The sequence below is a fragment of the Bacillus sp. FSL E2-8887 genome (assembly GCF_038007205.1).
GTDB lineage: Bacteria > Bacillota > Bacilli > Bacillales > Bacillaceae_G > Bacillus_A > Bacillus_A mycoides.
On sequence record NZ_JBBOWS010000001.1, the window covers coordinates 222,047 to 245,216 of the forward strand.

The window sequence follows — 23,170 nt, forward strand, 5'->3', positions numbered from 1 at the left end:
TTTATATGATGGATCAAAACCAGGGATTAAAAAGAGAATTGAAAAGTCGGCACATATTTATGATTGCACTCGGAGGGGTTATTGGTACTGGGCTTTTTTTAGGATCCAGTTATACAATTCATGAAGCTGGACCTGGAGGAGCGATTGTAGCGTATCTTGTCGGTGGATTTGTTATGTATTTAACGATGCTCTGTCTTGGAGAGTTAGCGGTTGCGATGCCTGATGCAGGATCGTATCAAACATATGCTACAAAACATATTTCACCTGCAGCGGGTTATGTAGTGGGATGGATGTCGTGGCTAAACTGGACGGCTACGATAGGCATTGAATTAATTGCAGTTAGTATATTAATGAAACGTTGGTTTCCAGATGTATCATCATGGATTTGGTGCGTAGTGTTTGCCGTATTGCTCTTTGTTATTAATGCGTTATCTTCAAGAAGTTTTGCGGAGGTTGAATTCTGGTTTGCAAGTATTAAAGTAATTACAATTATTGCATTTATCATTTTGGGCGGGGCAGCAATGTTTGGTTTTCTAGATATGAAAGGAAATGAACCAGCGCCGATGTTTTCTAGCTTTACTGATTATGGTGGATTGTTCCCAAATGGGTTATCAGCCATTTTAATTACGATGATTGCAGTTAATTTTTCCTTCCAAGGAACAGAACTAGTTGGTATTGCAGCTGGTGAGAGTGAAAATCCAGAGAAAACTATCCCGAAGGCAATTAATAATACAGTTTGGCGCATACTTATTTTCTTTGTACTATCTATTTTTATTCTTGCGGGACTATTTCCTTGGCAGCAAGCAGGAGTGATAGAAAGTCCATTCGTAGTTGTATTTGATAAAATTGGTATTCCTTATGCGGCTGATATTATAAATTTTGTTATTATTACAGCTGTACTATCAGTTGCGAATTCAGGATTATATGCAACTTCCCGTATGCTATGGTCTATGTCTAATCAAGGAATGATTAGCCCGATTTTTGGTAAGTTATCTAAAAACGGTGTTCCTATTTATGCATTGATTGTAAGTACGTTTGTAGGGTGTCTCTCATTACTATCAGGTATTTATGCGGAAGATACAGTTTATTTATGGCTTCTTTCAATTGCAGGGTTCGGAGCAATATTAGTTTGGGCATCTATTGCTCTTTCAAATTTATTGGCTAGAAGGACATATTTGAAGCAAGGCGGGGATATTAAGGACTTAAAATTTAAAACACCACTGTATCCATTTGTTCCAATTCTTGCTTTAGTATTAAATTTAACAGTAATTGTAGCTATGGCTTTTATTCCAGAACAAAGAATGGCATTATATTGTGGTATTCCATTTATGATTGTTTGTTTACTGTTTTATCGTGCTACTAGAAATAAGAGAAGTAAAGTAGAACATATTGAAAAGACAAATACAACCGAATTAGAAAGTTTATAATAGTGATTAATTTGGAGACTGTAAGATTGTAAACAGTCTCTTTTTTTGTGAAAATAAATTTGGAAACATACTACGTATGCAAAGGGGAATTAGCAATGAATCAAGAAGTTTCACAGCTATTAGAACAGATTGATTTACGAAAAGAGGAGCTACTAGAACTTACAAAAACTTTAATTCGTTTTGAAACACCAGCACCACCAGCAAGAAATACAAATGAGGCGCAAGAATTTGTTGCGGAGTTTCTAAAAAAACGAAATTTTAGTATTGATAAGTGGGATGTATATCCAAATGATCCGAATGTTGTTGGAGTGAAAAAGGGGACAGCAAGTGAGTCACATAAAAGTCTCATTATTAATGGACATATAGATGTTGCAGAAGTATCAAAGGACGAACCGTGGGAAACAAAGCCGTTTGAGCCGTTTATAAAAGATGGTTGGTTAGTTGGGAGAGGCGCGGCAGATATGAAAGGTGGACTAGCTGGAGCCTTATTTGCTATTCAGCTTTTAGAAGAAGTGGGGATTGAATTACCTGGAGATTTAATTTTTCAATCGGTAATTGGCGAAGAAGTAGGAGAAGCAGGGACACTTCAATGTTGTAAGCGTGGTTATGATGCTGATTTTGCAGTAGTAGTTGATACAAGTAATTTACATATGCAAGGGCAGGGCGGCGTAATTACTGGATGGATTACAGTGAAAAGCCCGCAAACGTTTCATGATGCAACACGTAGACAAATGATCCATGCTGGAGGACGTCTATTTGGAGCGAGTGCGATTGAGAAAATGATGAAGATTGTCCAAAGCTTACAAGAATTAGAGCGTCATTGGGCAGTCATGAAAACATATGAAGGCTATCCATCTGGAACAACAACAATTAATCCAGCTGTTATTGAAGGAGGACGTCATGCGGCATTTATTGCGGATGAGTGCCGATTGTGGATAACCGTACATTTTTATCCAAATGAAACGCATGAACAAATAATAGAAGAAATAGAAGAGTATTTAGGAAAAGTGGCAGCAGCAGATCCATGGTTAAGAGAGAACCCACCACAATTTAAGTGGGGCGGAGAATCGATGATTGTGGATCGTGGCGAAATTTTTCCTTCTTTAGAAGTAGATAGCGAACATGTTGCTGTCAAAACGCTAAGTTCAGTACATGAATCTATTTTATCTAAAAATGCAATTTTAGATATGTCAGCAACGGTAACTGATGGCGGATGGTTTAGTGAGTTTAACATTCCAGCTGTTATTTACGGACCAGGTACATTAGAAGAAGCTCATTCAATAAATGAGAAAGTTGAAGTTGAGCAGTTAATTGAATTTACAAAAGTAATAACAGCGTTCATATATGAATGGTGTCATACAAAAAAATAGATTAGTATATTGAAATTGTACAGGTATGTACTTGTACGCTTTTTTAGTGAACTATTTCAGAGTTGAACATAAACAACTGAAATAGTTCTTTATTTTTCTATGTTTTTCGTTTTATTTCAATTAATTTCTCTTTAGCTAATTCAACGGCAATCGCATCATCTAAATAGCCGATTGGAAAAAGATAATCGGGGATAATGTCTGTTGATAAAATGAAATATAGTAAGGCACCCCCAATAATTGCACGCTCTTCGGTTGAAATGGTTTCTGTACAAAATTGTTGGTACATATTTGTTAATTGCTCAATGAAAGGACCAGCACTATCAATTTGTTCTATTTTACTTTTGAAACTCTCGTGAATACGTTTTTCGCCTTCAGTAGTTTGAGCATAGCGCTCGTAATTTTCAAGTTCTTGTTTTACACGAGTTGTTGTGTATTCGAAGTCGAATAGGTTAGAGGATTGTAATGTTTGTTGAATTGTATCGAGAGATGTGTACATATCTGCTTTTTCCTTATTTATGTGTGGAGAGTTAGGGTACATTTCATCAAGTAATAATTGCGGTGGAACTTGTAGACAGTTTGCGAATTTTTGTAAATGGTTTTGCTTCGGTTGTTGTTTGCCATTAATTATTCTTGAAATTGTTGCAGGATCAATATTTGTAAGTGTTCCTAGTTGGCGCATAGATAGAGCGCGCTCCTTTAACAGTTTCTTTATTAATTTACCGAGCCGCTCATTTGGATTTCCATTGGGCATAATGTAGGCACTCCTTTTCTATTGTCTATCGTTGAAAAAATGTTGAGCATTTATTACAAGTATATGAAACAGACAGGCACAGTTGCTCAACATTTTCATAATATGCAACGAAAAGTGAGAAAAGGGGTGACTGTACGATGAGTACGGCAGGTTTATTTTCAATTTTTTTAATCGGGATTGCGTCTAATTTAGATAATGCAGGTGTTGGGATTGCATATGGCATTCGTAAAATTCGAATTTCGTGGCTTAACAATTTTATCATCGCATTTTTTGGATTTTTATTTACTTTACTAGCTGGATTTTTTGGGAATTGGATCGCATTATTTATTTCAGAGTTCACAGCAAACATTATTGGAGCAGTCGTTTTAGGAATAATCGGGGTGTTTATTTTATGTCAGCCTTTCTTGAGTCAAAAAGATACCGTAGAATCTAAAGATAGTAGTGTACTTATGGGGGTTTTACGTAATCCAGAAAAAGCAGATTTTGATGGTTCTAAAACAATTAGTTTTTCTGAAGCAATTGTTTTAGGAGTTGCATTGTCCATAAACAATATTGCAGGTGGATTTGATGCTGGAGTAACAAATTTAAATCTTTGGCTTACGGCATGTATTTCTGGAGTTTTTAGTTTTATTTGTATTAGTGGTTTTACGTATGTTGGTAAAAGATTTTTAGCTGAATACTTAGGGAAATGGGCAACTATAATTGCAGGTGTGTTATTAATTCTTATTGGAATTGATCAATTGTTGTAAGAAGGATAGGGAAAACAGTATTCGAGTATTTCCTTGGAAATACACTAAAAAATTGCATATATCGACGTGAAATCTTTTCACGGTAATGAAAGATTGTAAGTATTATACAAATTTTTGGTGTAAAAAGGTTTAAAAAAGTAAAAGCACCTGTATAGGTGCTTTTTAGCGTATATCTTCAATTAGTTGTGCACATTCTTCATCATGCATACTGTACTCACTTAAAACTTGAATACAAAGCCATTTCAGTTCTTCAATACTATGCTCAAGTTCTTCGGGAAGTACATGGTAAATGTCTTCAAGTCCCATTCCGAAATGAATAAGTTCTAATACTTGATCATCGATGTTCCGATCCATTAATAGTTCAAGCACTTCTAAATTGAATATGTATCGGTGAGATTCATCGAGTGAAACAACTTTTAGTTTCAAACTTTCTACAATACTCAATATAAAAAGAAGAATTGTTTTTTCGAGAACAGGTTGTTTCTCCATTTGAAATATGAGTTTCATCTTTTACACCTCCACATACAGCGCTAGGTTGTACTATATTATTCAGGAGGGGGGAGCAAATATGCATAATAAAGAGAACTTTTATTACTGTTTTTTTGAATTGTGTTGATGCCTAGTAGAACGGATTTTTTGTGAAATAAAAAAATCCTGCCAATATAGCAGGATAACTTCTAAATTAAAACATACTCCAACCTTCTTGGGCAGAAAGTAATTCAAGAATTTTAAAACCAGCGATACTATTTCCGTTTGCATCTAAAGCTGGTCCGAAAATACCGATTCCCATTTCGCCTTTTACGCAGCCGAAAATGCCGCCCGCTACACCACTTTTTGCAGGGATTCCAACACGAATTGCAAATTCACCAGATTCATTATACATCCCGCAAGTAACCATAAATGTTTTACAAATTTTCGTAATATGTTTAGGGATGATCTGTTTCTTTTTATAAGGATCATATCCATCCATTGCAAAGATTAAACCAATACGTGCTAGGTCGATACAGTTAACCTCAATTGCACATTGACGCGTATATAAATCCATAAGTTCTTCAATATCGTTATCGATGATGCCATTTTGTTTCATATAGTAACAAAGAGAACGGTTTAAGTAAGCTGTTTCTAATTCAGAAGTGGCAACTTTAGAAGAATAACTAATAGTAGGATTGTCTGTTATATCACGCACAAATTGAAGAATGCGTTCCATCTTCTCCTCGTTATCATTACCAGCTAGCATACTTGTAATAGCTAATGCACCCGCATTAATCATTGGATTAAGAGGCTTGGAAGAACTTGTTGTTTCAAGCTTAATAATAGAATTAAATGGGTCACCAGTTGGTTCCATTCCAACTTTAGAAAATACATATTCTTCACCACGGTCTAAAAGGGCAAGAGCAAGTGTAATTACTTTAGAAATACTTTGAAGAGTAAATAGTGTTTGTGAGTTACCAGCATGGATATATTCTGTTTCTTTATGGAAAATGGCAATCCCTAGATCATTTGGATTTGCATTTCCTAGTTCGGGGATATAAGTAGCAAGTTTTCCTTTTTTCGTATATGGTTTTACTTGTTCTAACAACTGCTGTAAGTTGTTTGTTTCAATGCACTGCATAGTACCAACGCTCCTATTTCGAATTAACTAAGTTTACTTTTCCCGATATGCTCGGAAATAAATAATAACATGAAAAAGTGGAATGATAAAACGAAAGTTGAATGTTCTATAGTGAGTCTTCAGTTTCGATTATTCCGTGATATAAAAGGAAAATTCCCCTTTTATATAACAGTTTGGAAATAGGAGATTTATCCATAAAAAGTTCGGAAATAAAAACTACACATCTATACAACTATATGTTATTATGGTTATGTAAATAGAAAGCGTTTTCTAAAGCGTACTTATAATGATAACGATTTCATAAATTTGATAGGGGGAATTAAGATGTTGCAGTTTTTACAACGTATTGGTAAAGCGTTAATGCTTCCAATCGCAGTACTACCAGCAGCAGGATTATTGCTTCGTTTAGGGCAACCAGATGTATTTGATATTCCTGTTATGGCACAGGCCGGCGCAGCGGTTTTTGATAATTTAGCACTTATTTTTGCAATTGGTATTGCAATAGGTCTTTCAGTTGATGGTAGTGGTGCAGCAGGTCTTGCAGGTGCAATTGGTTATCTAGTTATGAAAAACAGTATTGATGCACTTAGTAAGGGATATTCTACTGCAGAATTACAAGATAAATTAGGTAAAGTCCAAGATTTAATAGGAAATAGCGCAAATGTAGATCCATCTAAGCTTGCAGATACAATGACACAAGTATCTAAGGCAGCCGAATTATCGACTAAAGTGGATATGAAAGTTTTAGGTGGTATTATTGTCGGTGTTCTAGCAGGATTCCTTTATAATAAATTCCATAAAATTAAACTTCCAGAATGGTTAGGTTTCTTTGCTGGAAAACGTTTCGTTCCGATTGTTACATCGGTTGTAATGCTAATATTAGGAATTCTATTCGCACAAATTTGGCCAGCAATTCAAAATGGTATCGATGCATTAGCTCATGGAATTGTTAATTTAGGTGCAGTTGGTTCAGGTCTATTTGGTTTATTAAACCGTCTATTAATCCCAATTGGTTTACACCATGTAATGAACACATATTTCTGGTTCGTATTTGGTGACTTTACAAATGCAGCAGGTAATGTTGTAAATGGTGATATCGCTCGCTTCCTTGCAGGGGATAAAACAGCAGGTATGTTTATGACTGGTTTCTTCCCAGTTATGATGTTCGGTTTACCAGCAGCATGTTTTGCAATGATTGCAGCTGCTAAACCAGAAAAACGTAAAATGGTTACAGGTATGTTAGGTGGCCTAGCATTAACTTCATTCTTAACTGGTATTACAGAACCTATTGAATTCTCATTCATGTTCTTATCACCATTATTATATGGTATTCATGCCGTGTTAACAGGTATATCTTTATTCGTAACAACATCACTTGGCATTCACGATGGTTTCACATTTAGTGCCGGTGCAATTGATTACTTCTTAAACTTTGGTATTGCAACAAAACCAGTGTTACTAGCAGGAATCGGTTTAATTTACGCAGCAATTTACTTCGTAGTATTCTACTTCTTAATTAAGAAGTTCGACTTGAAAACTCCTGGTCGTGAAGATGACGATGAGTTAGCTGAAGAGGGTGATGCACCAGTTGCAGGTTCAATTGGTGAAACTTACGTAGCAGCTTTAGGCGGAAAAGAAAACTTAACAGTTATTGATAACTGTGCAACGCGTTTACGCTTACAAGTGAAAGATGCAGGTTTAGTAAATGAACCAGCATTAAAACGCGCAGGTGCAAAAGGCGTTATGAAATTAAGTAACACAAGTGTACAAGTTATCGTAGGTACAAATGTTGAATCTGTTGCCGATGATATGAAAAAACACGTATAAATAGTTAGATAAGAGGATATCCAAAAAGACTGATAACACCAGTCTTTTACAGGATATCCTCTTTTATTATGTTGAAATTTTAAAGGGAATCTTACTTTTGTAAATTTTCTTTTTCTTTTTTATACATATAGGTTGGTAATATGTTCAGCGCATGATAAAGTAGGGATGACATAGAATGGAATGTCTATAATCTACTGAAATGATTTGGAGAAAGTCTTGTGTAGATGAATTAAATTATCGGTAAATAAGGGGAAAAAGGTAATCATGGATCAGGAAAAAAATACTGTTAATGGGAAAGTACGTCGTCCGATTGTATATATAAAAAGAATAATCATTCTCGTCCTACTATTTTCACTTGTATATTTCATGTATACAAAAATTGTTGCGCATAATAAAAAAGAAGAAACTTTAAAAGCAGCAGCAGAAATGAAGAAGCGAGAAGAGATAAAAAAGATAGAAGAAGTGAAAAGGCAAGAAGCTGAAAAACAAAGAAAACAAAAAGAACAGGAAGAACAGATAAAACAGGCGCAAGTTATAGAGAAACCTGCTGAGGGACCGCCTCAAGAAATTAATGAAAACGCTCAATTGGATCAATATTTACAGAGCATGGGATTTAGTGGGACAGCTGTTATTGTGAAAAATGGGAAAGTTCTTGTGAATAAAGGATACGGCATGGCTAATAAAGAGAAGCAAGTGCCGAATAATTCAGAGACGACCTTTTATATTGGTTCTATTTCAAAAGCATTTGTGGCGACTGCTATTATGCAACTCAAAGATCAAAATAAGTTACAAGTAGAGGATACAGTTGCAAAGTATATTCCAGACTTTCCTCAAGGTAATAGCATTCAGTTAAAACATCTATTAACACATACATCAGGCATTCCGGAATATGAGCAGGGAAAAGAGGATATTTCTCGTGAAGAACTGATAAAGCGGATAGGAAATCAAAAGCGTATCGGGAGTCCAGGAGAGAAATGGAAGTATTCCGATTCGAACTACTCTATACTTGCTTACATTGCTGAGAAGGTAAGTGGACAGTCGCTCGAAGAATATATAAAACAACATATTTTTGCGACTGCGGGTATGAAACAATCTGGTTTCGGTACAGCGTTGGAACAAACAAGATTCCCATCAACGGGTTATAAAATAGTGAATAACAATATGACAACACCTAATATTCCGAGCATGTCACAACTATATGGTTGTGGTGATATATATACGAGCGCGCATGATTTATATTTATTTAATGAAGCACTCTTTTCAGGAAAATTAATTTCAAAAGAGAGTTATGATCAAATGTTTACAGCTGTGAAAAAGGATTACGGATTTGGCTGGTATGTAGATCCAGGAAGCTATTCAAATCACGGTGTAATGCCAGGTTGGAATTGCTTAAATGGTTTTAGTAAAAATGGTAGTGTATATGTGGTTTTATTATCTAACATTCAAAATAACATTAAATCATTTGGTAAAGTGAATAACGACATTTATACGATGTTGCGGAATATTGAAGTGTAAGAGGCTATCCTTTTGGATAGTCTTTTTTGTATTGAGGAAATATATGTGCGGTTCGATGATGAAATAAATGGAAAATGGGAGGTTTATGAGTATACATAAGCATCATGCACGCAATGCGAAACGAATTTTGTGTATTACGGCGTAGCTGCCATTGTAACAATTGAAAATTAATATATATATAAAGACAGATGGGAAACTATCTATCTTTTTTTATGCCCTGAAACAATTATTTCTTTTAGAAAATGTATGCCTTACCTATCACAAAAAAAGTCTGCTTTGTATAAATTAAGATGTATGGATGTAAATTTTTATACTTTAAAAATAATAGGAGGAGAAGCATATGTGTCTGTTCAGAAAATATTGGCATAAATTATCCAGACTGTTTAATAGACAATTAGGCTATTTTTTAGATGACAAGTTACTGCCTGCTGTGGAACGACTTTTATTTTCACAAAACTTTGCGAGATTTATTCAAAGAAATTCTAAGCAAGCTACGGAAGAGTTTATAGAATCAAGTCAATTTCAATCTATTATTTGTAACATTTTAAAAGAATGCAATACATCACCTTTTAAGGAAATTGCAAAGCAATATTTAGGTAAAAACGTAGAAATTACTGTGACAGTTGGACAGTTAATAGGTGTTATTGTAGCAGTTGGTGACGATTTCTTAACGCTGCAAGAAGGAATAGGAACTGAAGTTTTATTACCATTTACAAGTATTATATCAATGAAAGAAGTGTAAGAAAGGAGACTTATATATGTTATTTACTGATGAATTGCGTAACCATGTTGGTGAATTAGTGCAAGTTGTGACAGCTGTTGAAATTGTTGCAGGTATTCTTTTATCTGTTACGGACGGGGCAGTAAGTGTTCGTACATCTCCTTCTTATGGACCACCTGAAGATGTACTTGTGCGTATTCCTATTATTGCTTATGTTCGCTTGGAAGGGTAAGAGTGATACAAGTATGAGAATATCAGTTGTTATTCCAGCGCATAATGAAGCAAGTACTTTATCACAAGTTTTAGTAGAAGTGGAGAAGCTGAAGCCATATGAAATTATTGTAGTAGATAATGGATCGACAGATGGAACGAATGAAGTCGCATTACAGCATAGTTGCCATGTAATTTATTATAAACATTCTCTTGGTAATGATGTAGGAAGGGCAATTGGAGCTAGAGAAGCAAAAGGTGAAATTGTATTGTTTTTAGATGGTGACATCGTTATTGAGAGTAAAGAGCTACAACGTTTCGTGAAAGGAGTTCAGCAAGGGCATCAAATTGTTGTGAATAATTTAACATGGTCTGTTTATTTAAAGATGAGACCACACTATACGACAGTTGGAAAATTCATGTTGAATCGTTATTTGAATAAAAAAGAGCTTGTTGTTGGTTCTTTAATCGCAATTCCACATGCGATGAATCGGGATGTTATTGAGAATCTTGGGTGGTGGAATTTAGCAGATCCAGCACTATTTCAAGCGATGGCGATGTCTAGAGGAGTAGATATTGCCGATATGGCTTCGGTCGATGTAATTCACACGAATAAGGTTCGTCCTGTGCATACGGGTACATCACCTGGTTCTCCTTATCCGAAGGCGACTAGTCGTATTATGGGTGATCATTTGTGTGCTTTGCAATACGTAATCGAAACATATGGTAAACGTGGCGGTTTTTCGGAGGGAAACAGGGATAGAGAGTTTATAGGGAAGTATAAACCAGTTTTATTACAAAAGGAAAAAGCGAAATACAGTGCTATTATACCCGTATCAGAAGAAAAAATGACTATAAGATCTGTCATACAGGAAGTGAAAAAGGCAGGTGTAGATGAAATTATAGTTGTTGCGAATGGAGCAGATGCCGAGACAATTAAACAAGCAAAGCTAGAGAATGTTATTGTAGTTGAATTCGCGAAGGCACTTGGACATAATGTAGCACGAGCGATAGGGGCTATGCATGCTACGGCAGATATTTGTTTATTTGTTGATGGTGATTTTGCTATTCCGGCAAAAAAGCTAATTCCATTTTTGCATGCTATTGAAGACGGAAATGATGTGGCGTTAAATGATTTGCAATGTTTGTTAGATATGTTTCACCCGGCAGATCCAATTAGTATGGGGAAATATTTCGTGAATTTGGTAGCGAAACGACCAGATTTATGGAACAACTCATTAACGGCAGTGCCACATGCTATGCATAAAAAGGTAATAGAGAAAATTGGATATGATTCTCTTATCATTCCACCATTAGCTCAAATGAAAGCTATTTTAGAAGAATGCTCTATTACAGCAGTGGAATTTGTAGATGTTATAAAAACAAATCGAGTACGTCCAGAGCAACATGGGTTTGTAAATGGAAGAATTCCTGCATTCGATCGTATTTTCGGTGATCAGCTTGAGGCGATTGCTTATTTATTACAACATACGAATGGGCGCGGGAGTTTTACAGACGGAGAAAGGGATAGAGATATAATACTACAATTGAGAAGGGAAGAAGAGAATATAGATGAATGCTAGTAGTAAAGTAACCATTATTGGATTAGGATATGTTGGCCTTCCTTTAGCGGTCCTTTTTGCAGAAAGAGGACATGCTGTACTTGGATTAGATAAAGATACTAGGAAGATAGAATCAATAATTAAAGGAGAAAGTTATATTCCTGATGTTTCTTCTAACGTATTACAAAATTTATTGAACGAGAGAAAATTAATAGTAAATACACCAGATAAAGGTGTTGCGGAGTTCCAAAATAGTGAGTATGTTATTGTGACTGTGCCAACGCCAATTAATGAGAATAAAGAACCCGATTTAAGTGCACTCGTTTCAGCCTCCCATTATATACAACAACACCTTCAAGAAGGACAAACCTTCATTTTTGAAAGCTCCACATATCCAGGTACACTGGAGGAAGTTATCATTCCGATTATTTCTCAAACAGGTAAAAAGGTAGGAGAAGATTATTATATTGGGTATTCTCCAGAGCGAATTGATCCAGCGAATAGCCAGTATTCAGTTGAAACAATTCCAAAAGTTATTAGTGGACAAACCGAGCAGTGTAAACAAAAAGTACAGGATTTGTATAGCACTATATTTGATGTAGTCGTTCCAGTTAGCTCTCCGAAAGTGGCCGAGATGTGTAAGCTATTTGAAAATATTCAGCGCTTAGTTAATATTTCATTAGTAAATGAGTTAAATATACTTTGTGAAAGTTTGGATATTAATTTTTATGAGGTGCTTGAAGCGGCATCTACAAAACCGTTTGGATTTACTCCGTATTGGCCAGGACCAGGAATAGGAGGACACTGTATTCCGGTAGATCCTTTATATTTTCAATGGAGAATAAGAAAGGCTGGAGCAATTAGTCAATTAATTGAGGCAGCACATGTAATTAATGAAGAAATGCCAGCGAAAATAATCGGGAAAGTAAAAGGTGTGGTGCAATCACCCGCAACGGTTTTAATAGTAGGGATTGCATATAAGAAAGATGTGAATGATTTGAGAGAATCACCGGCGTTGCCAATTATTCAATTATTAATAAAAGAAGGATACAAGATAGAATATCATGATCCGTATATTTCTACAGCGAAAATTGGAGATACACTATATCAATCTGTTCCATTAGATGAACAAAGAATTAAACAAGCAAATTGTATTTTAATTGTAACGGATCACTCTAGCATCGATTGGAATCTTTTTAAAGGGATTGAGCGATTAATAGATACACGTGGAATCGTAAAGAAGGTGAGTGTATGAGTGAAAAATGTTTAATTACAGGTGGAGCAGGATTTATTGGTTCGCATTTAGCTGAAGAGTTGGTGAAAAGAGGTTATGAAGTTACTATTGTGGATAACTTCTATAAAGAAAAAAATAAATATCATAATGAGTTAATGAAAGAGCTCCGGGTTATTCCAATAAGCGTTTTAGATAAAAATTCAATTTATGAATTAGTGAATCAACATGATGTGGTGTTTCATTTAGCTGCAATTTTGGGAGTCAAAACTACAATGGAAAAAAGTGTAGAGCTTATTGAAACAAATTTCGATGGAACGAGAAATATTTTACAAGCAGCGTTAAAAGGGAAGAAGAAAGTAGTATTTGCATCTACTTCTGAAGTATATGGAAAGGGAGAGCCGCCATTCTCTGAAGAAGGAGATCGTTTATACGGTGCAACTTCCAAAATACGTTGGAGTTATGCAATTTGTAAAACGTTAGAGGAAACATTATGTTTAGGGTACGCATTAGAAGGTTTACCTGTAACGATTGTTCGTTATTTTAATATTTATGGTCCAAGAGCGAAAGATGGTCCGTACGCAGGAGTAATTCCACGATTTATTCGTGCGGCTTTGCAAGGTGACGATATTCTCGTGTATGGAGATGGAAAGCAGACACGCTGCTTTACGTATGTAAGTGATGCGGTCGAGGCAACAATTCGTGCAATGGATGAGAAGGTAAATGGTGAAATTATTAATATAGGTTCTGAGAATGAAAAAAATATAAAGATAGTAGCGGAAGATATAAAAAAATTAACGAAGTCTATTTCCAAAATTGTGCACGTTCCATTTGAGGAAGTATATCCACATGGATTTGAAGAGATTCCAAATAGAAGACCAGACGTAACGAAATTAAGAGAACTCGTTCAGTTTCAAGCGAAAGTAACGTGGGAACAAGGATTGAAAGAAACTATTAAATGGTTTCGTGAAGAAAACAATGGCTAAGTCGTTATCAGTTATTATTCCCGTATGTAATGAAGTGGATACGATTTCAGATGTGGTTCAATCGGTAAAACCATTGAATCCAGTAGAGATTATTGTAGTAGCAAATGGTTGTAATGATGGTACAGAAGCGATTGCTGAGAGCTTAGGATGTACAGTAATCCAGCATAAAGAGTCACTTGGTAACGACGTTGGACGCGCAGTTGGTGCAAAACATGCGATAGGTGATGTATTACTGTTTGTAGATGGAGATTTTGCTATTCAAACTTCAAAATTACAATTATTCCTTAATCCGATTTTACATGATCAGGCGGACATCGTTTTAAATAATTTGGACGCATTATTTTTAAAGAAACAAAAACCGCACTCCGTGACAGTATGGCGCCAAATATTAAATGCAATGTTAGAGCGTGAAGAATTAAAAATTGATTCTTTATTATCTGTACCTCATGCGCTGACGAAGGAAGTTGTGCAAAGTATTGGAGACGAATGTTTTGTTAATCCTATTGTGGCTCATCTACGCCTAGCACAAAGTAAATGGAGAATTAGTCGTCATTGTGCAATTGACGTTATTACGCCAAATAAATTTCGTCCATTCGAGCATGCTGCATATGGCACGGATCTTTCTCAATCTGAAAAACGAATGATAGGTGATCATATAGAAGCTGTAGCAGAGCGGATATTAGGCAGCGATGGGCGCGGAGGATATTATGATGGAAATAGGAAAAGAGAGAGTGTCTATCATACTCTAAATTTTGAAGATTTTTATCAAGGATGGGGCGTTACATCTAATTTGTATAAAGGAGAGCAATTATCGGTAATTATTCCTGTGCAAAATGAAGAGAAAACAATTGGAAACGTTATAGAAGAGCTTCGCAAAATTGAACCTTTTGAAATCATCGTTGTTGTAAATGGTTCGTCCGATAAAACGGCAACAATTGCAAAAGACAAGGGAGCAACAACAATTGTGTATAAAGAAGCACTTGGAAACGATGTGGGGCGTTCGCTTGGAACTTATTTTGCAAAAGGAGAAATTGTTTTATTTATAGACGGTGATTTTGTTATTCCAGCTAGTGAGCTATATCCCTTTGCAAAAGCTATTGCAGATGGAACGGATGTCGCATTAAATGATTTAAATCATTATTTAGATTTGAGAGTACCACTTCATCTTGTAACAGCATTTAAATATGCATTAAATTTAGCTTGTGATAGAAAAGATTTAGGAGTAGGCTCTCTTATTGCTGTACCTAATGCGTTTAGTCGTACTTGTTTGAAGGAAATAGGGTATAAATCATTATTGTCACCTTGTGTAGCACAAGTGAAAGCTGTACTTTCAGGTTTTGAAATCGCTTGTGTAAGTCGTGTCGATGTTGATAAGATGAACCGTATTCGTCCCAGTGAACATTTCGCAAAAATAGGTCATCCTCCAGCTGTCCTTCGAATTATTGGTGATCATATAGAAGGATTAGAGCAATTAATTGCATTAACAAACAGTCGTGGTGGATTTTACGATGGAAATAGACAAAGAGATGTTTTATAGTGGTAACAAAAAAAGTGTACAACGTATGTACACTTTTTTGCTCTGTTATAAAAACTATAACAGATTAGGAGATAAGAGTATTACAGCTCTACAATGGGTATCGTTCTTATATTACAAAATAGGACTCGTATATAAGAATACCAAAAAAATACAATTAAAGAAAGGGTTAATTCTAAAGAGTTTTATGTGAGGTTAACACTATGTATGTAGTGGTTTGCTCAACGTTTCACAAACATGTCACAACTATTTCGTCCACTTCCGAAAAAAAGTAGTATTCTAAGTGTGTAAGCTGTTATATAAAAAAACGTAGTCCTGTACTAATCAAAAATGGAGGAGATTAGGATGACTCAAGTATTAGAAAATGTAAAAAGTGCGTGGGAAAACTTTAAAGGTGAAAAATGGAAAGCAGAGATTGATGTTCGCGATTTCATTTTAAATAATGTAAACGTTTACGAGGGGGAAGACTCTTTCTTAGCGGAAGCAACTGAAGCAACGAAACAACTTTGGGATCAAGTAATGGATTTAACAACAAAGGAACGTGAAAACGGTGGCGTTCTTGATATGGATACAAAAATTGTTTCTTCTATTACATCACATGAACCAGGATATTTAAATAAAGATATTGAAAAAGTGGTCGGTTTCCAAACTGATAAACCATTTAAACGTTCTTTACAACCATATGGTGGTATTCGTATGGCAGAACAAGCTTGTGAAGCGTATGGATATGAAATGGATAAAGAACTTAGCAAGATTTTCAGAGACTGGCGTAAAACTCATAATCAAGGTGTATTTGATGCATACACACCAGAAATGAAAGCGGCTCGTAAATCAGGTGTTATTACTGGTCTTCCAGATGCGTATGGACGTGGACGTATTATCGGTGACTATCGCCGCGTAGCGCTATATGGTATAGATCATTTAATTGAAGCGAAAAAAGCGGATTATAATTTAACTGGCGGTGTAATGAGCGAAGATACAATGCGTTTACGTGAAGAATTATCTGAGCAAATGCGTGCACTTCAAGAGTTAAAACAGATGGCTGCTTCTCATGGATTCGATATTTCTAAGCCAGCTACAAATGCACAAGAGGCCTTCCAATGGTTATACTTTGCTTATCTTGCAGCAATTAAAGAGCAAAACGGGGCAGCAATGAGCCTTGGACGTACCTCTACATTCTTAGATGTTTACATTGAAAGAGATTTAGCAAATGGTACTTTAACAGAAGAAAAAGCACAAGAAATTGTTGACCATTTCATTATGAAATTACGTCTTGTGAAATTTGCAAGAACACCTGATTATAATGAACTATTCTCTGGAGACCCAACTTGGGTAACTGAATCTATCGGTGGTATGGCGTTAGACGGTCGTCCGTTAGTAACAAAAAACTCATTCCGTTTCTTGCATACATTAGATAATTTAGGACCAGCACCAGAACCAAACTTAACAGTTCTTTGGTCTAAACAATTACCAGAGAACTTTAAAAACTACTGTGCAAAAATGTCTATTAAAACATCAGCAATTCAATACGAAAATGATGACATTATGCGTGCTGACTACGGTGATGACTACGGTATTGCTTGTTGTGTATCAGCAATGAGAATTGGTAAACAAATGCAGTTCTTCGGAGCACGTGCAAACTTAGCGAAAGCATTACTATATGCGGTTAACGGTGGTAAAGATGAAAAGTCAAAAGCACAAGTTGGTCCTGAATACGCACCAATTACTTCTGAAGTATTAGATTATGAAGAAGTTATGCGTAAATTCGATATGACAATGGAATGGTTAGCTGGTCTATACTTAAATACATTAAATGTAATTCACTATATGCACGATAAATATAGCTATGAACGTATTGAAATGGCACTTCACGATACAAATGTTCTTCGTACAATGGCAACAGGTATCGCTGGATTATCTGTAGTAGCAGACTCTTTAAGTGCAATTAAATATGCACAAGTAAAACCAATTCGTGATGAAAATGGTATTGCAGTTGATTTCGAAATTGAGGGAGATTTCCCTAAATACGGTAACAATGATGATCGTGTAGATGAAATCGCAGTAAATCTTGTGAAAACATTTATGAACAAGATTCGCAAACATAAAACATACCGTAATTCTGTTCATACAATGTCAATCTTAACAATCACATCTAACGTTGTATACGGTAAGAAAACTGGTAACACTCCAGATGGACGTCGTACTGGAGAACCATTTGCACCGGGCGCAAACCCAATGCATGGCCGTGATACAAAAGGTGCATTAGCATCATTATTATCTGTAGCTAAATTACCATATGAAGATGCACAAGATGGTATTTCAAATACATTCTCTATTATTCCAAAAGCACTTGGTAAAGAAGATGATGTACAAGTACGCAACTTAGTATCTATGCTTGATGGATATGCAATAAAAGAAGGACACCACTTAAATATTAACGTATTTAACCGTGAAACATTAATGGATGCAATGGAGCATCCTGAAAAATATCCACAATTAACAATTCGTGTATCTGGTTACGCTGTTAACTTTATTAAATTAACTCGTGAACAACAAATTGATGTAATAAACCGTACAATGCATGAAAGCATGTAAGTGAAAAAAGTGTCCCTCTGCTTTTAATATATAGCGGAGGGAGGCTGTTTCAATAAAGGAGGAAGTAACATGGTAAAAGGAAGAATACATTCTGTAGAGTCTTGTGGTACTGTTGATGGCCCAGGGATTCGTTATGTCATATTTACACAAGGGTGTTTATTACGTTGTCAATATTGTCATAATGCTGATACATGGGAAATCGGTAAAGGTAAAGAAATAACAGTTGAAGAAGTGATGCAGGATGTGACATGTTACCTTCCATTTATTGAAGCTTCTGGAGGCGGTATAACAGTTAGCGGTGGAGAGCCACTATTACAGCTAGACTTCTTAACCCAGTTGTTTAAAAAGTGCAAAGAAGCTGGTATCCATACAACAATCGATTCTTCTGGCGGTTGTTATTCTGAAGAACCAGAATTCCAAAATAAGCTAGATATTTTAATGGAGTATACAGATTTAGTTTTATTGGATTTGAAGCATATTGATTCAAAGAAACATCGTAAATTAACAGGGAAACCAAATGAACACATTTTACAATTTGCTCGTTATTTATCGGATATAAAGAAACCAATTTGGGTAAGACATGTATTGGTTCCCGGTGTTCCCGGTGTTACCGATGGTGAAGAGGATTTGCAAAAATTATCAAACTTTATTCAAAGTCTATCTAATGTTAAGAAAGTGGAAGTGCTGCCATATCATAAGCTCGGTGTTTATAAATGGGAGGCACTTGGACATAAGTATCCACTTGCGGATGTGAATCCACCGACAGAAGAAAATGTTGAACATGCAAAACATATTTTACAAGCAGTCTAACCTAAACATTTGGTTAGGCTTTTTGTTTCTTCATAATAAAATCTAGAGTATATATTTAGAAAAGAGTATACTGAAAAGGGAATACCCATATTTTTGTAAAGAATAAGCGGAGAAATTTACATAATTGTAAAGGGAAATCAAAATAGTAAAAAGAATTAAGAAGTAAAAGAGTGAGTATTATGGAATATAGAACATTTGTAAGTTATTGCGAAAGCTCTTATAGGAAAGTATAATGTAAAGATATGAGCACAGATAGGATTAAGGGGTCAATCTTATATGCTTTGCATATCCACGACAGATACATAGCTAACAGGAAAGTATTAGAATCCGAGTATGTAGTTTTTAAGGAAAATGTTTTTCCTATTGTCGTATATGCAATATGGAGAAACAAAAAGCTAGGAGTGGATTTGTTTGATAAAAAACCCCAAGGTTTTAATATTAACTGCACATTACGGTAACGGTCATGTGCAAGTGGCAAAAACATTAGAACAAACATTTCGCCAAAAAGGAATCGAAGATGTAATTGTATGCGACTTGTTTGGAGAATCACATCCAGTTATAACCGATATTACAAAATATTTATATTTAAAAAGCTATACGGTAGGAAAAGAATTATATCGTTTGTTTTATTATGGTGTAGAGAAAATTTATGATAAAAAAATAGCATCTTGGTATGCGAATTTTGGGAGAAAGCGTTTGAAGACGCTATTACAGGTGGAGAAACCGGATATTGTTATTAATACCTTTCCAATCATCGCTGTACCAGAATTGAAAAAGCAAATAGGTATTTCTATTCCTGTTTATAACGTATTAACGGATTTTTGCGTGCATAAAATATGGATCCATCGAGAAGTAGATCGTTATTTTGTAGCAACCGATCATGTGAAAAAAGTGATGGTTGATATCGGTGTATCTGCAGAACAAATTGTTGAAACAGGGATTCCGATTCGTAGCAGTTTTGAGCTAAAGATAAATCCAGCAATTATATATAATAAATATCAGTTATGTAAGGATAAAAAGATGTTACTAATTGTAGCAGGTGCTCATGGTGTGCTAGGGAGTGTAAAAGAGCTATGCCAGTCATTTATGTCAGTACCAAACTTACAAGTAGTTGTCGTTTGTGGGAAAAACGAAGCTTTAAAGCAAGATTTAATGGAACTACAGGAACAAAGTTCTGATGCTTTAAAAGTATTTGGTTATGTTGAAAACATTGATGAATTGTTCCGTGTTACTTCTTGTATGATTACGAAGCCAGGTGGTATTACATTAAGCGAAGCAGCAGCATTACAAGTACCTGTCATTTTATATAAACCTGTCCCAGGACAAGAGAATGAAAATGCGTTGTATTTTGAAAAAAAAGGGGCTGCAGTTGTAATTCGTGATGATAGTGAAGTTTTTGCAAAAACAGAGGCGTTATTACAAGATGATATGAAGCTTCTTCAGATGAAAGAAGCAATGAAAAGTATTTATCGTCCTGAGCCAGCTGGTCATATTGTGGATACAATTTTGGCAGAAAATCATGCAGAGCCGAATCATATACCTATTAAATCACCAGTTCTTGCCGAATCTTTTACTTAATATGAAACCCTCTTTTAAGCATTTAAAGAGGGTTTTTTTTATTGTTGTAAAAAAATAAACGTGAATTATTAACTTATCCCGCAAAAGCCCGATTGGTGAGGGCTAATAATCAGTGGGGATAAACAAAACTCCCACTGATTAAAGTTTCACTTTATCCACAAGGGATTACGCCTTCATTAGACAGTAAAATCGGAATATTAACAGCTATATCCACATAATCCACAATTTTTAGAAAATTATCCACAATTCTCACGTTACGAATTCATTTAAATAAATGAATTCGTAAAATACTTTTGTAATTTATGCACAATTCTACGTTTTTTGTGGATAAGGTTGTCCACAAAAAAGGTTCCTTATAAATAAGGAACCTTTTTTACTAATTCATTGGAAAATCTTATGTAATGAAACTGAATAATTAGGGGGGAAACCTTCTAATTATTCAGTTTCACTTTAAATACTTTTTGAGCGATAGCCCGCTGCACGATCTGCTTTTCGAAATTCTCGCTGATAGAGAACTTCTTGTGTACTAGATAATGTGTTTTTTGCTTTATCACGTTTCCTTTTATCCATTACAAATCACCTCGTGTCCTAAAGTCACTATCTATCGTTTCCAAAGACATGGGGTGATATACATATATGTCAAACTAGTAATGATTAATTATCATTTCTGAATTTTTAGATTACGCTTCTTTTAATTGGTGTGCTTCTTGGAATGTTGTATCTCGCATTGTTGCAAGTGTATACTGATCTTTTGGAATTTCATATAAATTATATACTTCTTCATGCGCGTTAATTTCATCATAAACGGCTTTTCTTGTTTCGTTTGCTAGATTTACATATTGTAGTTTTTCGGCAGCTTTAATAGACCGAATATTTATTTTACGAATACGCATAAAAATCGTTTCAATATCTAATTCATAGAAAAGTTCGCTAAAAAATGAATCTTTCGCCAATTTATTATATCCTTTACCATGATATGGTTTGCCAAGCCAAGTTCCGAGGAATCCAGCTTTTTCTTGCACATCAAATAAAGTAATTGTGCCGATGGGGTTACCCCATTCATCTAAAATTGTGCGTGAGATTAATTCTCCACGCTCTTCGGCTTCGATTGTTTGTTTCGTTAAAAATAAATATTCTTCATAAGAATAGGCCTTTTGACGCACAAAAGGGAAGACAGCAGGATCCACCATTAATTCGTATAGAACGTGGCTGTCGTGTAAGTCGCGTTTTTTCAACACACTAACTCCTCCTCACACGAGGGTAGCATGACGAAAAAGCACCCACCCTCGAAATTTTTATATCAATCTTTAAAAAATTTCGGGGTGGGAATCGAACCCACTAGAACCAGTTTCTAACGCTGGTGGCGCACCATTTGCCTTCCCCATTCATCAATTTGAAAATGATAATCACGACACAAATTGATTATGGTTTCATTCAGTTTATAATCGTATAATACTGTATCTAGTCAAAAAAATAAACTAGTTTTTTTTATTTTTTTTGTAAATTATTTTTCCGTCAATCATAGTGAGTACAGGCTTGGCTAAATAATGGAAAGGATGATGTGTCCATAACACGAGGTCAGCATCTTTTCCAACATCAATGCTTCCAATTCTATCCTCCAAACGTAAATTTCGAGCTGGGAAAATAGTGATTCCTTCCAACGCTGTTTTCTCATCTAATCCTTCTCTTACTGCAATGGCAGCGCAAACATTTAAATATTGAATTGGTGTATAAGGGTGGTCGGTTGTAATAGAAACTTCTACTCCATTTTTCGATAAAATATGATAAGTATCCCACGTTTTGTTTTTTAATTCAATTTTCGAACGTCGCGTAAGAGTAGGTCCAACTGAAACTTTTAGATTGTGTTTCGAAAGCTCTTCAACAATAAAGTGTCCTTCTGTACAATGTTCAATACGTAAATCAAGATTGAATTCTGTCGCAAAGCGTAAAGCTGAAGTGATATCATCTGCGCGGTGAGCGTGGATACGTACCGGTATTTCTCGGCGGAGTGCTTTTAAAATAGGTAGCATTCGAAAATCAGCTTCATGCCCGTAGTGTTGTGCGTCATAGAATGATTCACGAAGTAACCCCATAATTCCCATACGTGTTATTGATTCTTTTGTGCCGTTGCTATGGAACTTTTTAGGGTTTTCTCCAAAGGCAATTTTTAAACCAGCAGGTTCCTGAATAATCATATGATCAATACAAGTTCCAGCAGTTTTTATTACGCAAGTAGTACCGCCGATAATGTTTTGGCTTCCGGGCATCACGTGAACAGTCGTAACACCATTTTGTACAGCGTCTTGAAATGCAATATCAAAAGGATGAATCCCGTCTAAAGAACGGATATGTGGTGTTGAAACTTCGGATGTTTCATTTGCATCATTACCAGCCCAACCAGTACCTTCATCGTAGAGGCCAAGGTGAGTATGAACATCAATAAATCCAGGCAAGAGATGAAGAGCTCGTGCATCTATAACGGTCATATCCTGAGTAGTATCAATATGAGGTTTGACCGCGGCAATGCGTTCTCCTATAACGAGTACATCTCCTTGAAACTTTTGGGATGTAATAGGATATACAATGGCTTGTTTGAGCAATATTTTCATAGAGACCTCATTTCCGTCACCTTGTAATGTGTAGAATAGGTTTAGACAAAGTAACTGAAAGGTTTTTCGTGTAGTAATGCTCC

At 35.5% G+C, this 23,170-nt stretch carries 21 protein-coding genes; 15 read left to right on the forward strand and 6 right to left on the reverse strand.

What is annotated here, in order from left to right; translation table 11 throughout:
* The first annotated feature begins 5 nt into the window (after nucleotides 1–5).
* On the forward strand, nucleotides 6–1,427 hold the full coding sequence (locus NSQ08_RS00955) for an amino acid permease (RefSeq protein WP_033708760.1): 1,422 nt from the start codon (nucleotides 6–8) through the stop codon (nucleotides 1,425–1,427).
* 47 nt (nucleotides 1,428–1,474) lie between these two features.
* Nucleotides 1,475–2,797, forward strand: coding sequence for an acetylornithine deacetylase (locus NSQ08_RS00960; protein WP_080019742.1), 1,323 nt, complete (start codon nucleotides 1,475–1,477; stop codon nucleotides 2,795–2,797).
* A gap of 97 nt (nucleotides 2,798–2,894) precedes the next feature.
* Here NSQ08_RS00960 and NSQ08_RS00965 read toward each other — a convergent pair whose 3' ends face one another.
* Nucleotides 2,895–3,548: a helix-turn-helix domain-containing protein gene (locus tag NSQ08_RS00965; protein ID WP_002029602.1), complete on the reverse strand. Its 654-nt coding sequence runs from the start codon at nucleotides 3,546–3,548 to the stop codon at nucleotides 2,895–2,897.
* A gap of 137 nt (nucleotides 3,549–3,685) precedes the next feature.
* On the opposite strand from NSQ08_RS00965, the gene ytaF reads away from it, so the two are divergent.
* Nucleotides 3,686–4,297: a sporulation membrane protein YtaF gene (gene ytaF / locus NSQ08_RS00970; RefSeq protein ID WP_002029603.1), complete on the forward strand. Its 612-nt coding sequence runs from the start codon at nucleotides 3,686–3,688 to the stop codon at nucleotides 4,295–4,297.
* 162 nt (nucleotides 4,298–4,459) lie between these two features.
* Here ytaF and NSQ08_RS00975 read toward each other — a convergent pair whose 3' ends face one another.
* Both NSQ08_RS00975 and glsA read right to left on the reverse strand, forming a co-directional pair.
* Nucleotides 4,460–4,804 (reverse strand): DUF3969 family protein, encoded by a 345-nt coding sequence (locus tag NSQ08_RS00975; RefSeq protein WP_002125038.1) that lies wholly within the window; start codon nucleotides 4,802–4,804, stop codon nucleotides 4,460–4,462.
* Nucleotides 4,805–4,979: 175 nt separating this feature from the next.
* A complete protein-coding gene (gene glsA / locus NSQ08_RS00980; protein WP_002029606.1) occupies nucleotides 4,980–5,909 on the reverse strand; it encodes a glutaminase A in 930 nt (309 codons plus the stop codon).
* A gap of 324 nt (nucleotides 5,910–6,233) precedes the next feature.
* Here glsA and nagE point away from each other — a divergent pair, with 324 nt between their 5' ends.
* The 12 genes from nagE (at nucleotide 6,234) to NSQ08_RS01040 (ending at nucleotide 20,478) form a co-directional block, all read left to right on the forward strand.
* Nucleotides 6,234–7,736: an N-acetylglucosamine-specific PTS transporter subunit IIBC gene (gene nagE, locus NSQ08_RS00985; RefSeq protein ID WP_340770518.1), complete on the forward strand. Its 1,503-nt coding sequence runs from the start codon at nucleotides 6,234–6,236 to the stop codon at nucleotides 7,734–7,736.
* Between the two features lie 264 nt (nucleotides 7,737–8,000).
* Nucleotides 8,001–9,251: a serine hydrolase domain-containing protein gene (locus NSQ08_RS00990; protein ID WP_340770521.1), complete on the forward strand. Its 1,251-nt coding sequence runs from the start codon at nucleotides 8,001–8,003 to the stop codon at nucleotides 9,249–9,251.
* A 340-nt stretch (nucleotides 9,252–9,591) separates the two neighbouring features.
* On the forward strand, nucleotides 9,592–9,993 hold the full coding sequence (locus tag NSQ08_RS00995; protein WP_002125041.1) for a hypothetical protein: 402 nt from the start codon (nucleotides 9,592–9,594) through the stop codon (nucleotides 9,991–9,993).
* Between the two features lie 16 nt (nucleotides 9,994–10,009).
* Entirely contained in the window at nucleotides 10,010–10,204 is a 195-nt protein-coding gene (locus NSQ08_RS01000) for a hypothetical protein (RefSeq protein ID WP_002029614.1), read from the forward strand.
* A 13-nt stretch (nucleotides 10,205–10,217) separates the two neighbouring features.
* Complete coding sequence (locus NSQ08_RS01005) at nucleotides 10,218–11,765, forward strand: glycosyltransferase family 2 protein (protein ID WP_033713705.1); 1,548 nt, start codon at nucleotides 10,218–10,220, stop codon at nucleotides 11,763–11,765.
* The gene (locus NSQ08_RS01010) at nucleotides 11,755–12,999 is read left to right on the forward strand and encodes a nucleotide sugar dehydrogenase (protein ID WP_340770538.1); all 1,245 of its coding nucleotides are present in this window, start codon (nucleotides 11,755–11,757) and stop codon (nucleotides 12,997–12,999) included. Before NSQ08_RS01005 ends, NSQ08_RS01010 begins: the two co-directional genes overlap by 11 nt.
* On the forward strand, nucleotides 12,996–13,961 hold the full coding sequence (locus NSQ08_RS01015; RefSeq protein WP_340770540.1) for an NAD-dependent epimerase/dehydratase family protein: 966 nt from the start codon (nucleotides 12,996–12,998) through the stop codon (nucleotides 13,959–13,961). Before NSQ08_RS01010 ends, NSQ08_RS01015 begins: the two co-directional genes overlap by 4 nt.
* Nucleotides 13,954–15,498, forward strand: a complete 1,545-nt coding sequence (locus NSQ08_RS01020) for a glycosyltransferase family 2 protein (RefSeq protein ID WP_033708764.1) — start codon at nucleotides 13,954–13,956, stop codon at nucleotides 15,496–15,498. The genes NSQ08_RS01015 and NSQ08_RS01020 overlap by 8 nt, the downstream gene beginning before the upstream one ends.
* On the forward strand, nucleotides 15,470–15,688 hold the full coding sequence (locus NSQ08_RS01025; protein ID WP_033708765.1) for a hypothetical protein: 219 nt from the start codon (nucleotides 15,470–15,472) through the stop codon (nucleotides 15,686–15,688). Before NSQ08_RS01020 ends, NSQ08_RS01025 begins: the two co-directional genes overlap by 29 nt.
* 152 nt (nucleotides 15,689–15,840) lie before the next feature.
* On the forward strand, nucleotides 15,841–18,090 hold the full coding sequence (gene pflB / locus NSQ08_RS01030; protein ID WP_002029623.1) for a formate C-acetyltransferase: 2,250 nt from the start codon (nucleotides 15,841–15,843) through the stop codon (nucleotides 18,088–18,090).
* 69 nt (nucleotides 18,091–18,159) lie between these two features.
* Entirely contained in the window at nucleotides 18,160–18,900 is a 741-nt protein-coding gene (gene pflA, locus NSQ08_RS01035; RefSeq protein WP_340770552.1) for a pyruvate formate-lyase-activating protein, read from the forward strand.
* 411 nt (nucleotides 18,901–19,311) lie between these two features.
* A complete protein-coding gene (locus NSQ08_RS01040) occupies nucleotides 19,312–20,478 on the forward strand; it encodes a diglucosyl diacylglycerol synthase (protein ID WP_340770554.1) in 1,167 nt (388 codons plus the stop codon).
* A gap of 450 nt (nucleotides 20,479–20,928) precedes the next feature.
* Here NSQ08_RS01040 and NSQ08_RS01045 read toward each other — a convergent pair whose 3' ends face one another.
* The 3 genes from NSQ08_RS01045 to NSQ08_RS01055 all read right to left on the reverse strand — a co-directional run bounded on the left by NSQ08_RS01045 (nucleotide 20,929) and on the right by NSQ08_RS01055 (nucleotide 23,087).
* Complete coding sequence (locus tag NSQ08_RS01045) at nucleotides 20,929–21,048, reverse strand: YfhE family protein (RefSeq protein ID WP_002029627.1); 120 nt, start codon at nucleotides 21,046–21,048, stop codon at nucleotides 20,929–20,931.
* Nucleotides 21,049–21,158: 110 nt separating this feature from the next.
* Nucleotides 21,159–21,716 (reverse strand): GNAT family N-acetyltransferase, encoded by a 558-nt coding sequence (locus NSQ08_RS01050; protein WP_002091129.1) that lies wholly within the window; start codon nucleotides 21,714–21,716, stop codon nucleotides 21,159–21,161.
* A gap of 240 nt (nucleotides 21,717–21,956) precedes the next feature.
* A complete protein-coding gene (locus NSQ08_RS01055; protein WP_002010318.1) occupies nucleotides 21,957–23,087 on the reverse strand; it encodes an amidohydrolase in 1,131 nt (376 codons plus the stop codon).
* Nucleotides 23,088–23,170 lie beyond the last annotated feature (83 nt).

Coding starts and splice junctions, on each gene's coding strand:
- NSQ08_RS00955 (WP_033708760.1), top strand. CDS start 6: ATGATGGATCAAAACCAGGGATTAAAAAGAGAATTGAAAAGTCGGCAC.
- NSQ08_RS00965 (WP_002029602.1), bottom strand. CDS start 3,548: ATGCCCAATGGAAATCCAAATGAGCGGCTCGGTAAATTAATAAAGAAA.
- ytaF (WP_002029603.1), top strand. CDS start 3,686: ATGAGTACGGCAGGTTTATTTTCAATTTTTTTAATCGGGATTGCGTCT.
- NSQ08_RS00975 (WP_002125038.1), bottom strand. CDS start 4,804: ATGAAACTCATATTTCAAATGGAGAAACAACCTGTTCTCGAAAAAACA.
- glsA (WP_002029606.1), bottom strand. CDS start 5,909: ATGCAGTGCATTGAAACAAACAACTTACAGCAGTTGTTAGAACAAGTA.
- nagE (WP_340770518.1), top strand. CDS start 6,234: ATGTTGCAGTTTTTACAACGTATTGGTAAAGCGTTAATGCTTCCAATC.
- NSQ08_RS00990 (WP_340770521.1), top strand. CDS start 8,001: ATGGATCAGGAAAAAAATACTGTTAATGGGAAAGTACGTCGTCCGATT.
- NSQ08_RS00995 (WP_002125041.1), top strand. CDS start 9,592: ATGTGTCTGTTCAGAAAATATTGGCATAAATTATCCAGACTGTTTAAT.
- NSQ08_RS01000 (WP_002029614.1), top strand. CDS start 10,010: ATGTTATTTACTGATGAATTGCGTAACCATGTTGGTGAATTAGTGCAA.
- NSQ08_RS01005 (WP_033713705.1), top strand. CDS start 10,218: ATGAGAATATCAGTTGTTATTCCAGCGCATAATGAAGCAAGTACTTTA.
- NSQ08_RS01010 (WP_340770538.1), top strand. CDS start 11,755: ATGAATGCTAGTAGTAAAGTAACCATTATTGGATTAGGATATGTTGGC.
- NSQ08_RS01015 (WP_340770540.1), top strand. CDS start 12,996: ATGAGTGAAAAATGTTTAATTACAGGTGGAGCAGGATTTATTGGTTCG.
- NSQ08_RS01020 (WP_033708764.1), top strand. CDS start 13,954: ATGGCTAAGTCGTTATCAGTTATTATTCCCGTATGTAATGAAGTGGAT.
- NSQ08_RS01025 (WP_033708765.1), top strand. CDS start 15,470: ATGGAAATAGACAAAGAGATGTTTTATAGTGGTAACAAAAAAAGTGTA.
- pflB (WP_002029623.1), top strand. CDS start 15,841: ATGACTCAAGTATTAGAAAATGTAAAAAGTGCGTGGGAAAACTTTAAA.
- pflA (WP_340770552.1), top strand. CDS start 18,160: ATGGTAAAAGGAAGAATACATTCTGTAGAGTCTTGTGGTACTGTTGAT.
- NSQ08_RS01045 (WP_002029627.1), bottom strand. CDS start 21,048: ATGGATAAAAGGAAACGTGATAAAGCAAAAAACACATTATCTAGTACA.
- NSQ08_RS01055 (WP_002010318.1), bottom strand. CDS start 23,087: ATGAAAATATTGCTCAAACAAGCCATTGTATATCCTATTACATCCCAA.